Source organism: Salinisphaera aquimarina (assembly GCF_042643355.1).
Taxonomy (GTDB): Bacteria; Pseudomonadota; Gammaproteobacteria; order Nevskiales; family Salinisphaeraceae; genus Salinisphaera; species Salinisphaera aquimarina.
Map to the genome: position 1 here is coordinate 58,065 of NZ_JBHRSS010000003.1, position 23,271 is coordinate 81,335.

Below are 23,271 nucleotides of genomic sequence, written 5' to 3' on the forward strand. Positions count from 1 at the left end.
TTCGAGAATGGTATCGACCTGCTTGTACATGCGCCTAACGGGCTACTGTAATTCCGCCACGCTCCTGTTATCTTTCGGTTTATACGTCGAGGGGACGACGTGTCGGCCTGTCCGCTTGCGGCCCGGCAGAACAATACAATCAATAACCCTGGCGGGCCGTCACCACCGGCGATCGGACTCGCAACAGCCAAGAGTGCTGCACCCATGCCGACTGCGCCGCTATCGCCTTCTCCCGGGACGAGCCGTCTCGAACGCCTGATCTGGCTGCTGGCCGCCGTCATGGTGGCGGTGTTCCTCACCTGCCTGCATCTGACCACGACAGCCCCCTTCAAGCTCACCACCTTTCACAGGCTGGTGACTTTCAACGCGGTCGAGCCGTTCCAGCATCGGGTACTGCTGCCGGCGATCGTGGCCGGGCTGCAGGTCTACCTTCCGCTGGGCGAGAAACTGCTGTTCGGGCTGCTGGAGATCGGCGGCTGGGTGGTACTCATCGTGCTGGCCTATCGTGCTCTGGTGCTGTTCGAGATCGGCCGCTATGACCTCATGCGCAGGGTGCTCGCCTTTACTGTCGTCATCCCGATGTTCATGCATCTGATCGCGCCCGATCTGCAACTGGTCAGCGCGTTCGTCGCCGACAACGAGCGCTTCGACGTCGGCACCTGGCAGCCTCGTGCGCTGTTCTACTATGTCTACGACCTACCGGCCGCCCTGTTCGTCTTCGCCATGACGCTGACCCTGGCTCGCTACGCCAGGGCGCCGGCGCGGCGTTATATGGCGCTGTATTTCCTGTTGTTCATGATCGGCACGTTCAATCGCGAAACCACGGTCTTCATGCTCGGCTTCTTCCTGTTGCTGTTCGCCACGCGCATGCCCTGGCACCGGCTGGCGTTGCTGTTGATTGTGCAGGCGGCCCTGTTCGTGGCTATCCAGTGGCCGCTCAACTGGCTGTTCGCGGACAACGTCAATCCCAATGCGCAGCTGGTCGGTACCCAGTACGAGAATCACTTCATCGCCAATCTTGTGCTGTTGTCGAACCCGCTCTATCTGCTCACCTTCGTGGCCCGTTTCGCGGCAGGCCTGTACCTGCCGGTGTTGCTCTGGCACCGCAGCCTCGACCGTCGTCTGGCGATGGCCCTGATCGGCTTTGGCCTGCCGCTGATCTTCTTTGCGCTGCTGGCCGGACGCGTGCAGGAACAACGAATCTTCATCGAGGTGGTGCCGCTGATCTGGCTTGCCGCCATGCAGGTCATCTCGGCCCGGGGCGCAACTGCGCAGCCGCTGGAACAAGGTGCCTACGCAAGCGACCGACCCGTCGCCGTGCCGCTGCCCGCTGTAGACGCGAGAGAAAGGCCCGACCCGGCGCGATAAGCGCAACGATACCCGGCAACTCGACCGTTGCGAAGCCGCGTTTGAATCCAGCCGGCGTGCTGTAACCGCGCGATACGACCGGACGCGACAATACTGCGAGCCTGTCTGTACAGGGGCTCGAAAGAGCACGGCTGCTTCAGATACCGGTCACCGCCGCCGATTACATAAATACGCATCGAACATGGAGAGCGTCCCCTCGGGGCGCCCCGCAAAAGGGCGCGCGGCCCGTCGAACCGCGCAGGAACACATGAGCACGCAGGCACCGAAAACCGACTGTACGCACCTGAAGCTGCAATGCCTCAACCGGATCATCAATCGTCATTACGACAGCCATCTGGCCGAAAGCGGCATGAAAAGCAGCCAGTTCGCGTTGCTCAGCCATATCGTCGCACTCGAACCCGTACGGCCGAGCGATCTTGCCCATCGTCTGCATCTGGACAACTCGACCATCACGCGCACGCTTCACACGCTGCGTCAGCGCGACTGGGTCCGCATGGTGGCCGGGCACGATGCACGCAGTCGGCATATCGAAATCACCGACCTCGGACGCAGCCGACTGCGACGCGCGCGCCGACACTGGCAACATGCGCAGCGTTCACTCGCAGCCCAGATGAACGCCAGCGAAATGCTCCAGCTACACGCCCTGCTGGACCGTTTCACCCAGACCCTGGACGCCGAGACGGTCAGCTGACGTCCTGTAACCGGGTCGGTGACGGCATACACGGAACATTGCGATTTCGTGCACAGGTCGCGGGTGAGCCGAAGCGGTCAATATCATTACACCGAATCGGTTCGGCCATGTGATCACCGGCGCAATAACGCTACCGGGATTGCCGCGCCCAGCGTTCGTTGATCACGAGCACGGTGACGATGATCACCGCGCCCAGCGCCAGCCGCACCACGTCGGCGTCGCGGTTCCAGATCAGCAGGTTCACCAGCAGGCCGGCCGGAATCAATGCATTGTTCATGATCGCCAACGCGCCCGCATCGACCTGGGTGGCGCCCCGGTTCCATAGAAAATAGCCGGCGCCCGACGCCGCCAGGCCCAGCCAGAGCAGCACGCCCCATTGCTGGGTGGTCGACGGCAGCGCCTGCCAGTCCCCGCGCCACAGAAACAACGCCGCGGCCAGCGGCCACGCGCCCAGAAAGAACCACCCGAACACCCGCCACGAGGGCACGTCGTCCGGCAGATGCGGCGCCACATGCCGATAGGCCACCTGGCCTGCGGCGAAACACAGATTGGCCCCTTGCACGATCGCAAACCCGGTCCAGATCCCGTGCCCGACGCCGTCGTAGCGGATGACCGCAGCACCGGCCACCGCGCCCAGGGCGGTCAGCAAATATATCGGGTTGAAGCGCGCCTGCAGCAGGTCCTCGATGAGGGTGACGTAGATCGGTGTGAATATCGTGAACAGCAGCACTTCGGGTACGCTCAGCCACAGGAAGGACTGATAGAAGAACGTGTACATCAGGCCGAGTTCGACCGCACCTACCGCCATCAGCGCCGCAATCCAGCGTGGCGCCAAGCCACGCCAGCGCAGCACCGGCAGAAACAGCAGGCTCGCCAGCGTGATCCGGGTGAGTACGGCGAAATAGCTGTCGACCGTACCCGACAGATAAACACCGATCAGGCTGTAGGAAAACGCCCACAGCAACGTGACAGCAACCAGACAGATCATGAGCGATACCGGGACGAAAACCGCGGAGAATTCCGTCATTGTAAAGGCTTGGCAATGCCTGCCGCGGATCGCCTCACTGGCGTTCACGACCACGCCCGGCCCCCGGTCGCGCACCGGCTGGGCCGGCACCGGGCACGCCGAGGTGCTCTGCGAACACGGTCACGATACGCTGCGTTTCAGCGAAACGGGCCTTTTCACCCCAGCTGACAGCGACCGGCCGCTGAACTTCCACAACAGCTTTCGGTGGGAGCGCCGTGCCGATGTGTTGTCGCTCAGCCACGAACGCTTCGGTCGTGATCGCCCCGTTTGGCTGTTCGACCTGATCGCCACCGGCAACGACTGTCTCACAAGCGCCGACCCGCACGTCTGCAACGCCGACCTGTATCAGGCGAAGCTGACGCTCACGCAGGCCGGATTCACGCTGCAATGGTCGATCTCCGGGCCGGCCAAGGACGAAACACTCATCTACCACTATCGCGTCGCCGACCCGGTTCACAAAGACGTTGACGCCCCTGCTCACCGCTGATACTTGTATATGCACGCTTTATCGAGAGCCTGAACGGTCGACTACGAATACGGACATGCAATACAGGCAGAGATCAGCCGATTCGATGTCGATGCAGGCAATGAACAAGGACTCCAGACATGGGTAGCTCCAAGGCCGTACTCGTGGTCGGCGCCGGCGACGCCACCGGCGGCGCGATCGCTCGGCGCTTTGCCCGCGAAGGTTTCGTCGCCTGCGTCGCGCGGCGCACCGCCGACAAGCTTCAGCCGCTGGTGCAGCAGATCGAGGCCGAGGGCGGCAGCGCACGCGCATTTGGCTGTGATGCCCGTGACGAAGCCCAGGTCGTGGCCATGATCGACACCATCGAGGCCGATATCGGACCGCTGGAGGTCGCGATCTTCAATATCGGCGGCAATGTGCGTTTCGGCATCAACGACACCACCGCCCGGGTCTATCGCAAGGTCTGGGAGATGTCCGCCTTCGCCGGTTTTCTCACCGGCCGCGAAGCCGCACGCGTCATGCGCCCGCGCGGCCGGGGCACGATCATTTTTACCGGCGCGACCGCCTCCATGCGCGGCGGCGCCGGCTTCTCGGCGTTCTCCGGGGCCAAGTTCGCGCTGCGTTCGCTGGCGCAGAGCATGGCCCGCGAGCTCGGCCCCGAGGGCATCCACGTGGCGCACACGGTCATCGACGGCGCTATCGACACCGCGTTCATCCGCGACAACTTCCCCGACCGCTACGCGAAGAAAGTCGACGACGGCATTCTCAACCCCGATCATATCGCCGAGGCCTATTGGCAACTGCACGGCCAGCCACGCGACACCTGGACCCAGGAAATGGACCTGCGCCCCTGGCTCGAATCTTTCTAGATCGACGATATCGTTAACCGGTCAGAGGTAAGACCATGACCAGAAAACTCGAATTCTTTTTCGACTTCGGCAGCCCCAACGCCTATCTGGCCTATACCCAGCTCCCCGCCCTGTGTGAGCGCTGCATCACCGACCTGGTCTGGCGGCCCATGCTGCTGGGCGGCGTGTTCAAGGCCACCGGCAATCACGCACCAGGCGAAGTGCCGGCAAAAGGCGCATATCTGCGCCGGGACATGGCCCGCTTCGTCGAACGCTACGGCATCGAATATCAGTTCAACGACGCCTTTCCGATCAATACGCTCACTCTCATGCGCGGGGCCGTCGCCCTGCTCGACGACATTCGTTTCCCGACTTATGTGGACGCGGTGTTTCGCGCACTCTGGGTCGACAACCGCGATCTGGGCGACCCGGCGGTACTCGAACACACGCTCGCCGACGTCGGCTTCGAGGCGAGCGAGTTCATGGCCGCCGTGAGTGCACCCGAAACCAAGCAGGCACTGATCGCCGCCACCGACGAGGCCGTAGCGCGCGGTGTGTTCGGCGCACCCAGCTTCATCGTCGACGACGAACTGTTCTTCGGCCAGGACCGGCTGGATTTCGTCGAGCGCGCACTCACGCACGTCTGAGTCCGGCCAACTCCGGGTTGCAGCGGCCAGCGACGGCGGCAATAGTAGGCGACCGAACCCTCAGCAAAGCCGGCCGCCGGCGCATCGTGATGACACAGCCGCACAGCGAGACCGTTCGCCGGGTGATCGATTCGGGCCAGATTGCCGCCCACAAGCATGGCGAGCGCCTGATCCGCCAATCGTGGCTGCGCTGCGCCCGCGAATACGGGCTGAAGCCGGAGCACAACCCGGGCATCTCCGACGTGACATCGGCGCGCCTGCATGAACGTCGCGAGCGCGTGGGTGCCTATCTCGACGTGGCGCGTGCCGGCATGAACGAGCTCTACCCGCATATCGCGGGGCTGGGCTATATCACCATGCTGGCCGACAGCGACGGCGTGACGCTCGAATGCCTGGGCGGCGACAACGCCGATCCAGCCCTGCAGGCGGCCGGTCTGCGTCCAGGCACCGTCTGGGGCGAGACCGTGGTCGGCACCAACGGGATCGGCACCTGTATCGCCGAGCAACGGGCCCTGACCTGTCACCGGGAGGATCATTTCTATGCCGGCAATCTCGATCTGAGTTGCACGGCCGCACCGCTGCACGATCCATTCGGGCGCGTCGCGGCGGTGCTCGATATCTCGGCGCTGTCCATGCCGGGCGCCCGCGAAGGCCAGCACCTGGCCTGGCATCTGACCTCGCTATATGCGCGGCTGATAGAGGACAGTTATTTCAGCCATCATTTTCGTGACCGCTGGCTGTTGCGGCTCGGCCGCTCGGCGCCGTTCGTCGACAGCCACGCCGACCTGATCCTGGCGCTCGACGACGACGGCATGATTGTCGGCGCGAATACCGGCGCGCGCCACGCGCTGCGGCCGCCGACCGGTACCGGCCCGGTGGGCCACGGCATCGGCGCGTTCTTTCGTGATGGTAACGCGCGCCTGCATGCACTGAAGCGGGGCCGCGGCGACGCGCGGTTAAGCACCTGGGGCGACGATGCGTTTCATGCCGCGATGTCGCAACCGCGGCGCGCGACGTCGAGCGTACCGGTTCCGGGTGGCACTCCGCCCACCGCTGCACTCGACGCGATGGCCGGCGACGACCCCGCCATGCAGCGCCTGATCGCCCAGGCCCGCCGGCTGGCGGTCAAGCCGATCGACCTGCTCATCCAGGGCGAGACCGGCAGCGGCAAGGAAGTACTCGCCCGCGCGCTGCACGCCGCGAGCCCAAGATCCAGCGCGGCGTTCGTCGCCATCAACTGCGCGGCCCTGCCCGAGTCGCTGATCGAAAGCGAACTGTTCGGCTATGCCCCCGGCAGCTTCACCGGCGCGCGCCGGCACGGCATGAAGGGCCTGCTTCAGCAGGCCGATGGCGGCACGCTCTTTCTCGACGAGATCGGCGACATGCCGGCCGATCTGCAGACCCGCCTGCTGCGCGTACTCGCCGAGCGCGAGGTCCTGCCGCTGGGCAGCGATACGCCGATCGCACTCAACCTGCGCGTGATCACAGCCACTCATCGCGACCTGTCGACACTCGTGAGTGCGGGCACATTCCGCGAGGATCTCTACTACCGCCTGGCCGGCGGCACGCTATCGCTGCCCGCCCTTCGTGATCGCCGCGACGTGGACTGGCTGATCGAACGCCTGCTGATCCGCGAAGCCGACGCGCTGGGGTGCCTGGCTCATCTCAAGCCCGGCGTGCGCGATCGTCTGCTCGCCCACGACTGGCCCGGCAATGTGCGCGAGCTGCGCAACGTGCTGCGGTTCGCCCTGGCGCTGGCCGACGACGACGGGATTGCGATCGCCGACCTACCCGACCCTCTGTCGAGACCGGCGCCGTCACTGCCGGCAAGCGCACCGGTATTCGGGACCGAAACCGAAACACGGACGCCGCGCGAACGCCTGCTGGCACAGCTGCGTGAACGGCACTGGAACATCGCGCATGTCGCGCGCGATCTGGCCGTGGCCCGTTCGACGGTCTACCGGCGCATGGCGCGGCTGGATATCGTCGACCCCAAGTACCGCCATTAAAAAGTAAAGCCGCATAAAAAAGGGCCGCGTCGGATGACGCGGCCCAAATTTCCATGCGGAGGGCAGGAAATCAGTTGCCGCTATATTCCTCATCAAGCAGATCGTTGCCCCGCTTGATGATGTAGGCGTGGATCTTGTCGATCTCTTCCGGGTCGAGCACGCCTGCGTAGGACGGCATGCCGTTGTTCAGGCGGGCGCCCATGACGATGGCCGCGAACTGCTTGTGGGTCTCGGCCGACAGGCGGCGCAGGTCGGGCGTCACGCCACCGCTGGCCGCGTTCATGCCGTGGCACTGACTGCAGTGGCCGTTCATCAGCGCCTTGCCGTCCTCGATGTCGGCAGTGCTCGCCGTCTGTTTCGGCGGTTCCGGCTTGGCCAGCGGCTGGAAGTTCGGCTCGGCGAGTTTCTCGTCGCCACCGATCTTGAAGGTGAGCACCTCGGCATAGGGCCGCACGCCGGCATTCTTGGACTGGCCACCGGCAAACGTCGAGAACGCGCCGCCCCAGCCGACCATGAAGGTGACGTATTGCTCGCCGCCGGCGGTGTAGGTCACGGGCGCGGCCATCACGCCGCTGTTGGCCGGCGATTCCCAGAGTTTTTCACCGTCGGTGGCGCGATAGGCGACCACGCGACCGTCGGCTGTGCCTTCAAACACGAGATTACCCGCGGTCGAAAGCGTGCCGCCGTTGAAGATGGTTTTGTGCGGCACTTCCCAGACTTTTTCCTGCTTGACCGGATCCCAGGCCAGCAGCCCGCCGGTCCAGCGATCGGCCCAGGACTGCATCTCTTCGGCGTCGTCGGACATGGCCGCGGCGCTGGTGCCGAGCTGGTAGAAACCCTTTTGCGGCGTCCATTCCGGATCACGCACGTCCTCGTAGGTGACTTCGAAATAGTGCTTCGGGATATACACCAGACCGGTGTTCGGGTTGTAGGACATCGGCTGCCAGTCGTGGCCACCCCAGAAACCGGGCTGAACCACCACCGGGCCATCCTGTTCCCAGTACTTGGCGTGATCGGTGAACACCGGCCGGCCGGTTTCCAGATCGACCTTCTTGGCCCAGTTGACCGGCGCGTACTTCTCGGCGGAGATCACCTTGCCGGTCTTGCGATCGAGTACGTAGAAAAAACCGTTTTTCGGCGCCTGCATGATCACCTGGCGCTGTTCGCCGTCGATCTCCAGGTCGGCCAGAATCATGTGCTGCGTGGCGGTGTAGTCCCAGGCGTCGCCCGGCGTGGTCTGGTAATGCCAGACGTACTCGCCGTTGTCGGGATTGATGGCGACGATGGACGACAGAAACAGGTTGTCGCCCTTCGCGTCGGAGCGTGCCTTGTAGTTCCACATCGAACCGTTGCCGACGCCGACATAGAGCAGATTCAGCTCCGGATCGTAGGCCATCGAGTCCCAGGCGGTGCCGCCACCGCCCTGCTCGACCCAGGCATCGCCGTGCCAGGTCTTGACCGCCATCTCGAGCGCTTCGTTCTCCTGCGGTTTCGCGGGGTCGCCCGGCACGGTGAAGAAACGCCAGGCCTGATCGCCGGTTTCGGTGTCGTAGGCGGTGATATAGCCGCGCACGCCGAACTCGGCGCCGCTGTTGCCGATGATCACCTTGTTCTTGACGATGCGCGGCGCGCCGGTGATGCCATAGCCACGGTCGTGATCGATGATGGTATCGACCGACCAGACTTCCTTGCCGCTGGCCGCATCGATGGCGACCATGCGTCCGTCCAGCGTGCCGAGAAAGACCTTGCCCTTCCAGACCGCCACGCCGCGGTTGATCACGCCACAACAGAAGCTCGCGGCCTTGGTGCGGTCGACCTTCGGGTCGTGCTTCCAGAGCAGCTCGCCCGAGGCGGCGTCGAACGCATAGACGATGCTGTAGGCACCGGTGGTGTACATGACACCGTCGACCACGATCGGCGTGGCTTCCACGCCACGGTCGACGTCCAGCTTGTATTGCCAGGCCAGACCCAGTTCATCGACGTTATCGGTATCGATGTCGTCGAGCGGGCTGTAACGCTGCTCGTCGTAGGTACGCCCGGTGCTCATCCAGTTGCCGGGTTCATCATCGGCATCGATGATGCGCTGGCCGTCGACGTCAGCCGGGCCGCGCGCGCCGCTGCCGGTTTCGGCGAACACCGCCGGTTGCCACAAGGCGGCCAGCGCGAGCGCGACGACGGCGCGGCGCCGCCATGCAAGAATTTCGGTGGATTTATTTGTTTTCATCGGAATCGTTCTCCTCGATCCAGTTAGCCGTGCTGCATGTAGACGACGTGCGTCTCCATGAACTCGTAAAGGCCGTGCTTGCCGTCGGCGCCGCCGATACCCGACTTGCGCCGGCCGGCGTGAAAGCCCTGCATGGCCTCGAAATTCTCGCGGTTGATATAGGTCTCGCCGTACTGCAGTGCGTGCACGGCCTGCATCGCGGCATTGATATTCGTGGTGTAGATCGACGACGTCAGGCCGTAGTCGGAGTCGTTGGCAAGTGCCACGGCCTCGTCCAGTGAATCCACGGTCTGCATGGGCAGCACCGGGCCGAAGATCTCGTCGCGCATGATCGCCATGTCCGCGCGACAGTCCGTCAGCAGGGTCGGCAGATAGTGATAGCCCTGGCCGAGATCGGCCACGCTGGCGCCGGTGACCACCGTCGCGCCGTCGGCCTGCGCCTGCTCGACCATGGCCGCGACCTTGTCCAGCCCTGCCTTGTTGATGAGCGGGCCCATATCGAGATCGCTTTCCGCCGAGGGATCGCCGTAGCGCGTGGCCTTCAGATGGGCGGCGATCTTTTCGGCCAGCGGCTCGGCCACGCTTTTCTCGACATAGATCCGCTCCGCGCAGTTGCAGACCTGGCCGGTATTGATCGTGCGCGAATCACAGATCGCCTTGGCGGCCAGATCCAGATCGGCGTCGGCCAGCACGATCGCGGGCGCCTTACCGCCCAGTTCCAGGTTCACGCGGGTGAGGTTTTTCGCCGCCGTGGCCATGATCCGCGAACCGGTGGCCACGCTGCCCGTGAACGTGATCAGGCCCACGTCGGGATGCGAACACAGCGCATCGCCGGTGCTCGCACCGCGCCCGCCCACCAGATTGAACACGCCCGCCGGCAGATCGGTCTCGGCGACGAGCTTCGCGAACGCATAGGCGTTGAGCGGCGTTTCCTCGCTGGGTTTGATCACCACCGTGTTGCCGGTGACCAGCGCCGGCGCCATCTTGCGAGCGATCAGAAAGAACGGGAAGTTCCACGGCAGAATGCCGGCGACCACGCCGACCGGTTTGCGCAGCAGGAAGATCGTCTCGCCGGCGCGGTCGCTTTCGATGACCTCACCCTCGATACGGCGCGCCCACTCGGCCATATAGTCGATATAGTCGGCGGTGAAGTTCACCTCGACTTCGGCCAGCGCACGCACCTTGCCCTGCTCGCGCACGATGATGTCGGCGAACTCGGCCACGCGCTCTCGCAGCTTCGCGCTGATCTGGCGCAGATAGCCGGCCCGCTCGATCGCCGGTCTTTTTTCCCAGGCCGGCTGAGCACGGCGCGCGGCGGCCACCGCGTCGTTGACCACACCGGCGTCGCTGTCGGGGATCTGGCCGAGGGTGGCCTGGGTGGCCGGGTTTTCGACGCTGATCGCGTCACCCCCGCCGGCCACGAAACGGCCGTCGATGAAGTTCTGCTCGATGTCTGTGGATTCGCTCACGTTGTGCGCTCCTTGTGCCAATGGACCGCGTTGGAGCAGACGCTGCGCAGGCCGTGCCGGAGCCGGCGCGTGCCACGGCCGTTGCCGCACACCGGGCCGGCGAGCGCACGTCGAGCCGTTGCAGAATCTCCTCGAACGTCTGGTTTATTCGTGGCGGCCGTCGCAATGCGGCCGCGTTTATCCATGGCTAGGGTGGCAAGCGCCGTGCCAGACCAAGACACGGGCGGGCGCGCGCAAGCGCGACGTTCTGATTTGAAAAGGTTTCTACCGAACGCCAGTCCGACTTCGAGCGATCGGCGAGCAATAGGACGGAAAGTGCCGAGCGTCGCAATGCGACGCTCGAACCGAGTCACCTGTTGCGCTCAATGCAACAGGTGTTTCACGTCACAACCGGCTCAGCCTGCAGCCAACGTCTCCCATACGCGGGCAACCGCCTCCGCACCGGGGTCGGTCACGTCGCGCAGCGCGCTTTCGCGCACATAGGCCGCACGACCGGCGTTGGCGTGGGTCATTTGCCGGGTGGCGTCGGCACCGGCACGTGCACGTCTGGCAGCTTCGGTCAGATCGGCGCCTTCGGCGAGCGCGTCGATCGCCGGCAGCAGCGCGTCGAGCAATGTGCGATCGCCGCGCGCCGCGCCGCCGTAGTGCTGCATGCGCTCGACGCCGCGGCCCAGCGCGCTGGCCCAGTCGGCGTCTTCGTTGAGCGCGGCACCGGCTGCAGTACAGAAGATCGACAACAACACGCCGCTGGAGCCCCCCATGTCACGGGCCAGCAGATCGCCGATCTCGTTGGCCAGCCGGGGGTTATCGCCAGTGGCGAGTTCGCCCGCATCCAGGGCAGCGCCGATCGCCCGCGCCCCGGCGGCGAAAGTGGTGCCGGTATCGCCGTCACCCGATTTGGCGTCGAGCGCGTCCAGGTCCTCGCGCGCGACACATAGCGTGTCAATCACGGCTCGCAGCCGCTGTTCGCAGCGCTCGTCTCGTTTCCCTCGCGGGGCAGTCGAGGCCACGCTCAGACTGGGTTCGAAGGTACACACCGCTGTCGGCGTGCGCAGCCCCGGCCAGCTCAGCGCCGCGACCGGTGCTTCCAGCGCCTGCACGAAATCGTCGTGCGCGGGCAGAATCGTTACCGAGAAACCGTGCATGTCCAGCGACGTCATCAGCGGCGCCGGCACGACCGCGCGCGCCACCCGCGCCGCCGGCAACTGGCGCAGCATCTGCTCGAACAGCACGCCCATTTCCTGGGTCGCACAGCCGCCAAGATTGTTGAGCATGACGACCCACTGCGTATCCGCGCCGCTGCGTGTATCCGCCGCCGCGACCAGCGGCTCCAGCACCATGCGCATGGCATCGGCGGCATCGACCGGCGCCACCTCGCGTACGCCCGGCTCGTTGTGAATGCCCAGGCCCAGTTCGGGCGAGCGCCGATCGATGTCGTGGCCGGGCAGCGTGCAGCTTGATAACGCGATGCCCAGCGAACACAGCTGGTCGCACACCCGCTGCGCGGCGTCGGCCACGGTGTCCAGATCGGCGCCTTCGGCGGCCAGGTGGCCCGCGATCTTGTGCACCAGCACGGTCCCGGCCAGACCGCGCGGCTGCGGCGCATCGGCGAGCGCGATGTCGTCGGCAACGATAACGCAGCGCACCGTGTAACCCTCATTCGCGGCGCGCTCGGCGGCGAGGCCGAAATTGAGCCGGTCGCCGGTGTAGTTCTTGATTACCAGCAGGCAACCGGCATCACCGCAGGTCGCACGGATCGCGGCGAGCACGGCCTCCACGCTGGGCGAGGTGAACAGATCGCCGGCAATCGCGCCCGCCAGCATGCCGCGACCGACGAAACCGGCATGCGACGGCTCGTGACCGGCACCGCCGCCCGACAGCACCGCCACGCGATCCCTCTTCCAGTCCCGGTCGACCACCACCCGCACGCCGTGCGTATTCTGGCTGCGCGTGATCGGCGCGAGACGGCCCATACCGTCGATCACGTCGTCGACGACGGTGGCCGGTTCGTTGTAGAAATAATCCATGCACTACTCCTGACTGCGGGGCACCGCCTCGGGTCCGCGGCTGCGCCATGAAAAACGGTTGCTTTGGATACCGATGCTACCAGTGGCCTGCCCATGGCCTGCAGCGCTGAGCCGCGGCACCGGAACTGATCCGGCGCACGCGAAAAAGCCGGCAGAAATGCCAATGCTGTTGAATCAAGCGCCACATAAACGCCGACGCCTCCGGATAATTCGGTTCGCCACAAATGAGCCACAGCCGGAGCACTCTGAATACGAGGCATGATCGGGCAACACGTCTTCCCGCCAATCTCCGGGCCACATCGCTTAAGTGAACAGAATTAAGCAAAAACAGCCGCCGTTGTCTTGAAAACACGGTGCGCGCAACCAGATCACGTGTTCGCAAGCGCTGGTTTCGTTGGTTGGCGAACGGCGACGTGCGTGGCCCATCAGTTTTCGGAGACAAGCCATGCCGGCAGGCCCTGACGATCGTATTCGCCTGAATGCCTTCCACGGACGCGTGCGGGCGACGACCGGCGAGCAACTGGTTGCCGACACATGCGCCGCGATCGAGCTCCACGAGACCGGCTACCCCGTACGTCTGTACCTGCCACGCGCGGACATCGCGCCGGGTACGCTGCGCGTCTCCGACAAGCGCACCCATTGCCCCTTCAAGGGCGACGCCACCTACTTCAATCTGCAACACGCGGCGACAACACTCGACGACGCGGCGTGGAGCTACGAGCAGCCCATCGACGCGATGGCGGCGATCGCAGGCTATCTGTCCTTCGATCATCCGCAGCTGACACTGCATATCGAAGAATACTGAATCGGCTTTCGCGCCCCTGCTCGGCGGGCGCGCTGCCCTGCTCTCAAGATGTCGCCCAAGCGGCGACGCGTCGTCTGACTACTGTTTTCGAGTTTCGCCATGTCCCGCTTGGCCGCTTCCCTAGTTGCCCTGATCGCCAGCATAATCCTGCTGATTTCCGGCAATGCCTTCCTCATGACGCTGCTGGGCCTGCGCCTGAGCCACGAAGGGCTGACCACCACCGTGATCGGCTGGATCATGGTCTGCTACTCGGTGGGTTTCGTGGCCGGCACGCTGTTCGCCGAGCGCGTGGTCGAACGCGTCGGCCATATCCGCGCCTTCGCCGTGTTCGCAACCGTGCTGGCAGTGTCCATCCAGATCTATCCACTGGCCGTGAACGCGCCGCTTTGGGCAGCACTGCGGGCGTTGGGCGGTTTCGCGATGGCCGGGTTGATGATCGTCATGGAAAGCTGGTTCTCCAGCCGCGCGAGCAACGACAACCGGGCGCGTCTGTTTGCGGTGTACCAGGTGGTGTTCTTCCTCTCCACCGCCTCCGGCCAGCTGTTGATCAACATCGGCGAGACCGATGCGGTGTTCCCGTTCACGCTGGCCGCGATTCTGGTGGGGCTGGCGGTGATTCCGCTGTCGCTCACACGCATGCATGCGCCGCCGATCGAGGGCGCGGAGCGGCTGTCGCTGATTGCGCTGTATCGGATCTCCCCGGTCGGGGTGAGCGGCTCGCTGATCGCCGGCCTGTTGATCAGCGCCTTCTATGCGATGGCGCCGGTCTACGCCGACCGTATCGGCCTGCCGACCAACCGCGTGTCGCTGTTCATGGCCAGCGCGATCGTCGGCGCCATGGTGCTGGCCTGGCCGGTGGGCCGCCTGTGCGATCGATTCAACCGCCGACGCGTGCTGATGGCCGTACTCGCGGTGGCGGCCGCTGCCAGCATCGCCATCCCGCTCATGGGCAGCGAACATCCGCGCCTGCTGATCGCGGTCGTGGGCCTGTACATGGGCCTGTCGGCGGCGCTGTATCCGGTATCGGTGGCGATCACCAACGATCAGATGCCCACGCACCGGATCACCGCCGCCAGCACCACGCTGCTGCTGTCCTACGGTATCGGCAGCTGTATCGGGCCCATCGTCGCGGCCAGCGTGATGGACGAGTTCGGCCCCAACGGCCTGTTCTTCACCAACACCGGCTTCCTGTTGCTGCTCGCGATCTATCTGCTGTATCGGCTGCAGCGGCGCGCGGACGTGCCGGAAGACGAGCGCGTGGATTACTACACGACGTCGCCGCACGGCGGCTACGGCCTGTACGAAATCGATCCGCGCAATACGGAATTCTCGCGCGCGAAGGAGACCCCCGGCCAGGCCGGGCTGCGTATCGGGCGCATGGTGCTGGGCGCGGCCGGGCGCGCCCAGTCGGCGGTGCGCCGGCCGTGATCCACCCCGACCGCGCTCGATCCGTATACTCGGGCGCCTGAGGTTTTTCGGCGGCAGCAGCATGTTCATCACGATTGCGCTGATCGCGCTCACCTGCGCGATCTCGTTCCCCTGTTTTCAGAATCGCGGCCTGCTCGACCGGCTGCTGTTCTGGCCGCCGGCGGTCAACCGCGGCGAGTACTGGCGGCTGGTCACGCACGGCTTCGTACACGCCGACGGCCAGCATCTGCTGTTCAACATGGTGACGCTGTTCTTCTTCGGACGGGCGATCGAGGGGTTCTTCGAACGCTATATCGGGGTCGCGGGTTTTGCGCTGTTCTACCTCGCGGCGATCGTGGTCGCCATCCTGCCCAGCTATCTGCGCCACAAGAACGATTCACGCTATCGCAGCCTGGGCGCATCGGGCGCGGTCTCGGCCGTGCTGTTCGCTTATATCCTGATCGCGCCGTGGTCGACGATCTATGTCTTCTTCTTTCCGATTCCGGCGATTCTGTACGCCATTCTGTTCACGGCCTACGGTTTCTATGCCACGCGCCTGGGCCACGATCACATCAATCACAGCGCGCATCTGTGGGGCGCCGGCTTCGGCCTGCTGTTCACGCTGTGCATGGAACCACGCATTGGCCCGATCTTTCTCGAACGGCTGATGCAGCCGGGCTTCGGCGGTTAGCGCGGGCGCCCGGTGAAGTTCTTCTTCGGCCTCCTGATATTCGCCTTCCTCGGCTGGCTGGCCGTCCGGCTGCTGATCAAGCGCCTGCGCATCATGCGCGGCGACGTGATCCCCGAAGAGAAAGGCCCGCATACGATCACCATCGTCTGCGTGGGATTGGTCGTCATCTATGCCCTGCTGATCCTCTACCGACTGTCGACCGAGGGCTTCGCCGCCTTGCATTGATCGGGGCAAGATCACCCATCGACCCGCCGCGCAAAGGATCAAGACGCCGAGCCCGTGTCGGTGTTTGACTGGATTGCACCCCCTTGGCGCTACGCCGAGCAGCGCAGCCAGGAAGGGATGAAGTCGCCGGATGTCTGACCCAAGCGAATTCCGGCGACGCCCTTCCTGGCAAGCAGAACAGGGATCTCAGCCTGCGCGCTCTAAGCCGGCACGAGGCCGCCGCGGAATTCATCTCCACGATCGGCTGTGTCGCGGGCACTGGCAGGCGCTGACGCGCGTGCGACACTCCCCTTGAATGAACCTCCATGTTCCTGGCAACGAGACCGACGACCCACGCGTGAATAAAAACGAGTCTCCATATCTGCGCGACCTGGTGCTGGCCGGCGGCGGCCATGCCCATGTCGAAGTGCTCAGGCGCCTGGGGATGACGCCCGTGCCCGGGCTGCGCGTGACGCTGGTCTGTCCGGACATGCATACGCCTTATTCGGGCATGCTGCCGGGTCTGATTGCCGGCCACTACAAAGCCGACGAGATGCATATCGATCTGCGGCGGCTGGCGCGTTTCGCCGGCGCCCAGATCGTGCCGGCTACCGTCACCGGGCTCGACGTCGAACGCCAACATGTCGAGATCGGCGACCGGCCCGCGCTGCGCTATGACCTGCTGTCACTCAATACCGGCTCGACTCCGGCCTGGGATTCGGTGCCGGGTGCTGCAGAGCACGTGATCCCGGTGAAACCGGTATCGACGCTGACCGCACGGCTGGCCGCTTTCGAGCGGCGATGGGCCGATGCCGGTATCGCTCCCCGGGTGGCGGTAGTCGGCGCCGGTGCCGGCGGGGTCGAACTCGTGCTCGCACTCGCGCATCGACTGCGGGGCACGGCCCACGCCCCGCGGCTGAGTCTGTTGACCCGTAGCGAGACGGTACTCGCCGCCCATAACAAGGCAGTGCAGCACCGTTTTCGCCGGATTCTGGCCGAACGTGCGATCGATGTGCATACAGGCCAGGCCGTGGTCGGCGTGGACCACGACGAACTCACGCTCGCGGACGGCACCCGGCACGCTACCGATACGGTATTCTGGGCGACCAGCGCGAGCGCGCCCGAGTGGCTGGCCGGTAGCGGATTGACGCTCGACGAACGCGGCTTCCTGTGCGTGGGCGACACGTTGCAGTCGATATCGCACCCGAACGTGTTCGCCGCCGGCGATGTCGCCGCCCTGCCCGAACCCAGGCCGAAGTCCGGCGTATTCGCGGTCCGCGAAGGACCGATACTCGCCGACAACCTGCGTCGGCAGGCGCGGGGCCACACGCTGCGACGGTTCAAGGCCCAGAAAAAGGCGCTCGCGCTCATCGGCACCGGTGACCGACAGGCGGTGGCTTCACGGGACGGCATCACGCTCGCCGGCAAGACGCCCTGGCGGATCAAGGAATGGATCGATCGGCGCTTCATGGCCCGCTACAGCGATCTGCCGCCGACGGCGCCGGATCGCGACTGGGTCGACCGGGGTACCCGGGGCCTACCGGAGCAGTCCGAACCGCCGCCCATGCGCCGCGGTGCCAAGGTCGGTCAGACGGTGCTCGATCGCGTACTCGATCGGCTTGCCCGGTCGTGCGGCATATCAATCGACGCAGCGATCGAGCATCGCGCCGACGCGGCGTTGTTCACATCGCCCGCCGGCCAGCGACTGGCGCAGTCGTTCGACTACCTGCCCGATTTCATCGGCGATCCCTACCGGCTGGGCGAAATCGCGGCCCAGCATGCGCTCAACAATCTGTATGCAGTGGGCGCCGCGCCGCATTCCGCGCTCGTGCATGCAAGCGTACCGCTGGCCGTGGACGCTCTCATGGAAGAACAGCTGTTCCAGATGCTTGCCGGCGCCAGCGCGGTACTCGCCGAAGCTGGCGCAACGCTGCTCGGCGGACATTCGTCGGAAGCCGCCGGGCTGGGAATCGGCTTCGCCGTCAATGGCGTGCTCCCCCCCTTGACGGACAGCGAACGCGCCCCGCTCGCAGCCGGCATGGCACTGATCCTGACCCAACCGCTCGGCACCGGTGTGCTGTTCGCCGCCGACAGGCGTCATCTGGCGCGCGGCGAGTGGATTGCGGCGGCCATCGCCCGGATGCGCGAATCGAACGCGGCGGCCGCCGCCTGTCTGCACGAGCATGAGGCAAGAGCCTGTACCGATATCAGCGGCTTCGGGCTGATCGGCCACCTGGAGAATCTACTCAGATCGAGCCCGGTCGATGGGGTGGTGTATCTCGATGCCCTGCCGCTGCTCGACGGCGCGGCGCTGCTGGCGGCCGACGGCATGTGTAGCTCGCCGTACGATCAGAACCGGGCCATGCGCCGACAGGCGGATGAGGATCCCGACGCCGAGACGCATAAGGCATGGCCGCTGTTGTTCGATCCACAGATCGCCGGTGGCCTGCTTGGCGCACTGCCGGCCCACCAGGCCGAACGATGTGTGGACGCGCTGCGACAGGCGGGCTACCTGCAGGCGGCGATAATCGGGCATCTCGCCGACCGTGCCGAATGCCCGCCAGCGGCGGATTCCGCGCAAACCGCGACTCATGTCCGGGTTACAGCTATAAAACCCGCCGAAAAACAGGCGCTACCCGGGCGTTAGGTTTTGGCTTCAATATGAACAAGTTATGTTGGGAAAAATATCCCAATACGACAGTCTGGCCTCGTTCGCGCAGCGATTTAGCTGTATTTCGGCATATGGCCGGCGCATGGTGGTGACACACGCACACCAATAGTGCGGGCGAACGCGGCAAGCGGCGCAGCTCGGATCGAGAGAGCGCCGATCGATGCCGTCAACAACCACCAGGGACCGGAACACTCTCGTTCCGGAGGGGTATAAAACGTGCGAAAGATTAAACAGGGATGGCCGCTGGTCGCGGCCAGCGCCGCCACAGCCGTAGTCTGTCTGGGCATGGGCGTTACCGCCCAGGCCTCCAGCCACCGCGAAGCGCCTTTCATCACCTCGGCGCCCAAGGTCGACGGCACCGATTTCTACATGTTCCGCAGCTATGGTGACGATGCCGCCACCGATTCGGTCACGCTGATCGCCAACTACGATCCGCTGCAGGCCAGCTACGGCGGCCCGAACTATTTCGAGCTGGATCCAAACGCGGTCTATGAAATTCATATCGACAACGACGGCGACGCGGTCGAGGACCTGACCTTCCAGTTCAAGTTCAATAACGTGTTCAATGTACCCGCTGTACCGGCCGGTCAGGATGCCGAAGGCAACGACGTAACCACCACGGTACCGCTGGTCAATATCGGGCCGACCGAAGCCGGCGATGACAACGCCAATCTGAGCGTGATCCAGAATTACACGGTCAACCTGATCCGCGGCGACCGTCGCACCGGCAGTGCCAGTGCACTCACCAGCAGCGATGGCGGCAGCACCTTCATCAAACCGATGGCCAACATCGGCAACAAGTCGTTCCCGGACTACGAAAGTTACGCCGACCAGTACATGTATTCGGTCAATATCCCGGGCTGTGACACCCAAGGCAAGCTGTTCGCCGGCCAGCGCAAGGAAGGCTTCGTCGTCAATCTCGGCGAATTGTTCGATCTGGTCAACCAGAACAGCGCCGATGCGCCGGTCGCGCCGGGCTACGCCCGCAACGCCGGCCGCAATATCCTGGCCGACAAGAACATCACCAGCCTGGCGCTACAGGTGCCCACGAGTTGTCTGATCACCGGCACCGACAGTCCCTCGATCGGCGGCTGGACCACTGCCAGCCTGCCGCAGGCGGGCGTGCTGAACCCGAATCCGCAGACCCCGAACACGGACTCAAACACCGGCTCGCAGGTCCGTGGCGGCCCGTTGTCGCAAGTTTCGCGTCTGGGTTCGCCGCTGGTCAACGAAGTGGTCATCGGTCTCGACCAGAAGGATCGCTTCAACACCAGCGAGCCGGTCGACGATCCGCAGTTCCTGCAGTTCGTGACCAATCCTTCACTGCCGGTACTGGTCACGGCATTGTTCCCAGCCGTACAGACGCCGGCGAATCCGCGTAGCGACCTCGTCTCCGCGTTCCTGACCGGTCTGTTGCTGCAGGATGGCGACGGCAATGTCGTATTCTCTAATCAGGTAGGTACGGGCACTCCGACGCCCGGAGAGATGCTGCGTCTGAACACAGCCGTCGCGCCGGTGGCGTTGGCCGATCAGAACAGCCTCGGCCTGCTCGCCTGCGACACCTCGGGTTTCCCGAACGGTCGTCGTCCCTTCGACGATATCGTCGACATCGAGCTGAACGCGGCCGAAGGTGCGATTACCGCCGACAACCCGAACAGCCTGCAGACCTGCGATGTGAGCTCGGGCACGCCGACGATAGTGAACGAAGGCAACGTGGTCACCGATGGCGCCCTGCCCAACCGGGCCGAGTACGACAGCAGCTTCCCGTATCTGCAGACGCCGATTCCGGGTTCGCCGAACACGGCAGCTGATGATGCGTCGACCGATGACGCCAACGACGGCTGAGGAGGCCCGCGATGAAAGCATTCGTATTAACGCTATGTGTCGCCGGCATCCTGGCAATCGCCGGTTGTTCTGACAACAACGACGCCGGAACGCTGATCAACGGCGGCAATGGAAATGGCGACAACGGCAACGGCGGCGGTGGGGACGGCAATGCCGGCAACCTGCAGACGTTCGTGGTCAACAATTGCAACGCCGTCGCCGACGGGGACGCGATGCGCATCGACGGGCAGCAGTTCCCGGCCGATGATGCCAACGCCGATCCGACGCAGAGCATCTACACGGCAAACTGCCTCGGCAGTCAGAACTAACCTCCGAGAGTTGCCAGTCACCGGCCCGCTCGTTTTCGATTGAAGACGAGTGGGCCGGCTTTTTTGAAGGACCGATTTGTGTCGTCACCATCGATCCACCCGCGCACGGACTTCGAGCCAACTATGCGCCCGGGCGTGTACACACGCGCCGGCATTGCACTCATCAGCCTCTGGCTCGTCAGTGCGAGCGCAGGGGCGGTCCCTCATGGCGTGCCTTACGTGCCCGACCACGACGACACCGTACTCGAACAGGTGCCTGCCACCACCGATCCCCGCGTGCGGCGCTTTGAAAAACTCGGCGCAGAGCACAAACGCAATCCCGATGATCGCGAACTCGCGATACGGCTGTCCCGGGCCTATGTCGACTACGGTCGCAGTACCGGCGATGCCCGTTTTCTGGGCCGCGCCCTGGTACCGCTCGAACCCTGGCTGGACGACAACCCCGTGCCGGTCGACGTGATGATCGTGCACGCGACCATTCTCCAGAGCCGCCACGACTTCGATGCCGCACGCGCCGAACTCAAGGCCACCCTCAAGCGCGCGCCGGGCAACGCCCAGGGCTGGCTGACGCTGGCCACGGTCGACATGGTTCAGGGGCGCTTCGAAGACGCGCGTACCGACTGCGTGCACACCACCAATACCGGCGGCCAGTATCTGTCCATCGTCTGCAACGGCGCCCTGTTGTCGCTGACCGGCCGCGCCGCACAGGCCTATCGCCTGCTGGCACTGATCGCCGACCAGACCCGCAACGTGCCCGTCGATGTTCAAGCCTATGTACAGGGTCTGCTCGCCGATGCCGCCGCACGCAGCGGCGACAACGCCGCGGCCGAGCGTCACTACCGCCATGCCCTGCAGCTCACCCCCGGCGACAACTTCCTGCTCGACAACTACGGCGACTTTCTGCTCGATGCGAACCGCCCGGCCGACGCGCTGGCGCTGGTGAAAAACCATACCGCCTCGGACACCGCCCTGCTGCGCGCGGTGCTGGCCAAGGCCGCGCTCGGGCGCGCTGACGTGGCCGCCGATATCCAGGCGATGGCCGATCGTTTCACCGCCATGGCCGAACGCGGCAGCCATGTCTACGAGCGCGAGCAGGCGCGCTTCGCGCTCGAACTGCAGCACGACCCGGACCGCGCGCTGGCGCTGGCCCGGGATAACTGGAAAACCCAGCGTGCTCCGCAGGATGTCCGCATCTTCCTGGCCAGCGCACTCGCCGCCGACAAGCCGCCGGCTGCACAACCGATCATCGATTTTCTCGATCGCAGCCATATGAGCGATCCGCATCTCGACGCGCTCGCCGCCGAAGTGCGAGCCCGGATCGCGGATTCCGATGCCCCTGACAATACAGGCGCTGACGCCGAAGCCTCGTCATGAACGCTAGAGGCGGGCGGGTCGGCGGGCGCATCCTGTGCCTGATCGCCTGGGCCGTATTGCTACTGAGCGCTGGCGTCGCCAATGCCCACAAGGAAAGCGATGCCTATCTCACCCTGAGTACGGATAACGACAATCCGCATTCCCTGAATGGCCAGTGGGATATCGCCCTTCGCGATCTGAACTTCGCACTGGGCATCGACAGCAACCACGACGGCGACATCACCTGGGGCGAAGTCCAGGCCCATCGCCAGACGATCGAGCGCTATGCGTTGGCCCGCCTGCGCGTGACCGGCGACGGCCTGAGCTGCGACCTGCAGCCTCAGGGGCAGAAGATCGATACCCACACCGACGGCGCCTACAACGTGCTGCTGTTCAGCGCGATCTGCGACCAGGACGTGCCCAGCCAGATCAGGGTCGAGTACCGATTGTTTGCCGATGTCGACCCCTATCATCGCGGCATCGTCACGCTCCGGGCCGGTGCCGACACCGCCGGCGCGGTGCTCGGCCCGGATAATGCCAGCACCGAGTTGAACGCGCGCACGCCCGACCGCTGGCGTCAGTTCGTCAGCTTTGTGTACGACGGCATGTGGCATATCTGGCAGGGCATCGACCACATGCTGTTCATTTTTTCGCTGCTGCTGCCCTCGGTGCTGATACGCAGCGCAGGACGGCGCGCCTGGGCGCCGGTCGAGCGGCTGTGGCCGGCGTTCATAGAGATCGTAAAGATCGTATCGGCGTTCACGGTATCGCATTCGGTGACGCTCACGCTCGCCGTACTCGGTTATGTCGCGCTGCCCAGCTGGCTGGTCGAATCCGGCATCGCGCTGTCGATCGTGCTGGCCGCGCTCAACAATCTCTATCCGATCGTCAACCGACGCATCTGGCTGGTCGCCTTCGGCTTCGGCTTCATTCACGGGCTGGGTTTTGCCGGCGCGCTGGCCGGCCTGCAGCTGCCGCCCGGCGCGATGGCGGCCTCACTGGGCGGCTTCAACGTGGGCGTGGAGATCGGCCAGGAGACCGTCGTGCTGCTACTCATGCCGATCGCGTTCCTGCTGCGGCGTACCGCCTTCTACCGGATCGGCGTGCTGCGTATCGGCTCGGCGGTAATCGCCCTGATCGCCTTCGGCTGGTTCATCCAGCGCGCCTTCGACGTGACGATTCCCGTGTTCAGCGTGCTGCTGCCCGGATAG

At 64.8% G+C, this 23,271-nt stretch carries 19 protein-coding genes; 15 read left to right on the plus strand and 4 right to left on the minus strand.

The genetic code is table 11. The annotated features are described in order from the left end of the window. Positions 1–204 precede the first annotated feature (204 nt). Positions 205–1,368 (plus strand): hypothetical protein, encoded by a 1,164-nt coding sequence (locus ACFOSU_RS03860; RefSeq protein ID WP_380686639.1) that lies wholly within the window; start codon positions 205–207, stop codon positions 1,366–1,368. Between the two features lie 247 nt (positions 1,369–1,615). After that, positions 1,616–2,059 (plus strand): MarR family winged helix-turn-helix transcriptional regulator, encoded by a 444-nt coding sequence (locus tag ACFOSU_RS03865; protein WP_380686641.1) that lies wholly within the window; start codon positions 1,616–1,618, stop codon positions 2,057–2,059. A 130-nt stretch (positions 2,060–2,189) separates the two neighbouring features. Here ACFOSU_RS03865 and ACFOSU_RS03870 read toward each other — a convergent pair whose 3' ends face one another. Further along, a complete protein-coding gene (locus ACFOSU_RS03870) occupies positions 2,190–3,047 on the minus strand; it encodes an EamA family transporter (protein ID WP_380686643.1) in 858 nt (285 codons plus the stop codon). On the opposite strand from ACFOSU_RS03870, the gene ACFOSU_RS03875 reads away from it, so the two are divergent. From ACFOSU_RS03875 to ACFOSU_RS03890, 4 genes are all read left to right on the plus strand, one after another. Further along, positions 3,046–3,573, plus strand: coding sequence for a DUF6314 family protein (locus ACFOSU_RS03875; RefSeq protein ID WP_380686645.1), 528 nt, complete (start codon positions 3,046–3,048; stop codon positions 3,571–3,573). The genes ACFOSU_RS03870 and ACFOSU_RS03875 overlap by 2 nt on opposite strands. Positions 3,574–3,692: 119 nt before the next feature. Continuing rightward, positions 3,693–4,421 carry an SDR family oxidoreductase gene (locus tag ACFOSU_RS03880; protein ID WP_380686647.1) on the plus strand — a complete coding sequence of 243 codons (729 nt, stop codon included), beginning with the start codon at positions 3,693–3,695 and terminating at the stop codon, positions 4,419–4,421. A gap of 35 nt (positions 4,422–4,456) precedes the next feature. Beyond that, positions 4,457–5,047 carry a 2-hydroxychromene-2-carboxylate isomerase gene (locus tag ACFOSU_RS03885; protein ID WP_380686649.1) on the plus strand — a complete coding sequence of 197 codons (591 nt, stop codon included), beginning with the start codon at positions 4,457–4,459 and terminating at the stop codon, positions 5,045–5,047. Between the two features lie 89 nt (positions 5,048–5,136). Beyond that, positions 5,137–7,056: a sigma-54-dependent Fis family transcriptional regulator gene (locus ACFOSU_RS03890; protein WP_380686651.1), complete on the plus strand. Its 1,920-nt coding sequence runs from the start codon at positions 5,137–5,139 to the stop codon at positions 7,054–7,056. Positions 7,057–7,126: 70 nt separating this feature from the next. Here ACFOSU_RS03890 and ACFOSU_RS03895 read toward each other — a convergent pair whose 3' ends face one another. The 3 genes from ACFOSU_RS03895 to ACFOSU_RS03905 form a co-directional block, all read right to left on the minus strand. After that, the gene (locus tag ACFOSU_RS03895; protein WP_380686653.1) at positions 7,127–9,280 is read right to left on the minus strand and encodes a PQQ-dependent dehydrogenase, methanol/ethanol family; all 2,154 of its coding nucleotides are present in this window, start codon (positions 9,278–9,280) and stop codon (positions 7,127–7,129) included. Between the two features lie 23 nt (positions 9,281–9,303). Further along, positions 9,304–10,749: an aldehyde dehydrogenase gene (gene aldA / locus ACFOSU_RS03900; protein ID WP_380686655.1), complete on the minus strand. Its 1,446-nt coding sequence runs from the start codon at positions 10,747–10,749 to the stop codon at positions 9,304–9,306. Between the two features lie 395 nt (positions 10,750–11,144). Then, on the minus strand, positions 11,145–12,776 hold the full coding sequence (locus ACFOSU_RS03905) for a dihydroxyacetone kinase subunit DhaK (RefSeq protein ID WP_380686657.1): 1,632 nt from the start codon (positions 12,774–12,776) through the stop codon (positions 11,145–11,147). A gap of 445 nt (positions 12,777–13,221) precedes the next feature. Between ACFOSU_RS03905 and ACFOSU_RS03910 the strand changes: the two genes are divergently transcribed. From ACFOSU_RS03910 to ACFOSU_RS03950, 9 genes are all read left to right on the plus strand, one after another. After that, complete coding sequence (locus tag ACFOSU_RS03910) at positions 13,222–13,581, plus strand: DUF427 domain-containing protein (RefSeq protein ID WP_380686659.1); 360 nt, start codon at positions 13,222–13,224, stop codon at positions 13,579–13,581. 99 nt (positions 13,582–13,680) lie between these two features. Then, positions 13,681–15,009 (plus strand): MFS transporter, encoded by a 1,329-nt coding sequence (locus ACFOSU_RS03915; RefSeq protein ID WP_380686661.1) that lies wholly within the window; start codon positions 13,681–13,683, stop codon positions 15,007–15,009. 61 nt (positions 15,010–15,070) lie between these two features. Beyond that, positions 15,071–15,679 (plus strand): rhomboid family intramembrane serine protease, encoded by a 609-nt coding sequence (locus ACFOSU_RS03920; protein ID WP_380686663.1) that lies wholly within the window; start codon positions 15,071–15,073, stop codon positions 15,677–15,679. Between the two features lie 12 nt (positions 15,680–15,691). Next, positions 15,692–15,904 (plus strand): hypothetical protein, encoded by a 213-nt coding sequence (locus ACFOSU_RS03925; protein WP_380686665.1) that lies wholly within the window; start codon positions 15,692–15,694, stop codon positions 15,902–15,904. Between the two features lie 337 nt (positions 15,905–16,241). Then, complete coding sequence (selD, locus tag ACFOSU_RS03930; RefSeq protein WP_380686668.1) at positions 16,242–18,530, plus strand: selenide, water dikinase SelD; 2,289 nt, start codon at positions 16,242–16,244, stop codon at positions 18,528–18,530. Between the two features lie 240 nt (positions 18,531–18,770). Beyond that, a complete protein-coding gene (locus tag ACFOSU_RS03935) occupies positions 18,771–20,399 on the plus strand; it encodes a DUF4331 domain-containing protein (RefSeq protein WP_380686670.1) in 1,629 nt (542 codons plus the stop codon). Positions 20,400–20,410: 11 nt separating this feature from the next. Further along, complete coding sequence (locus tag ACFOSU_RS03940; RefSeq protein ID WP_380686672.1) at positions 20,411–20,707, plus strand: hypothetical protein; 297 nt, start codon at positions 20,411–20,413, stop codon at positions 20,705–20,707. A gap of 78 nt (positions 20,708–20,785) precedes the next feature. After that, a complete protein-coding gene (locus tag ACFOSU_RS03945; protein WP_380686674.1) occupies positions 20,786–22,081 on the plus strand; it encodes a tetratricopeptide repeat protein in 1,296 nt (431 codons plus the stop codon). Next, complete coding sequence (locus ACFOSU_RS03950; protein ID WP_380686676.1) at positions 22,078–23,271, plus strand: HupE/UreJ family protein; 1,194 nt, start codon at positions 22,078–22,080, stop codon at positions 23,269–23,271. The genes ACFOSU_RS03945 and ACFOSU_RS03950 overlap by 4 nt, the downstream gene beginning before the upstream one ends.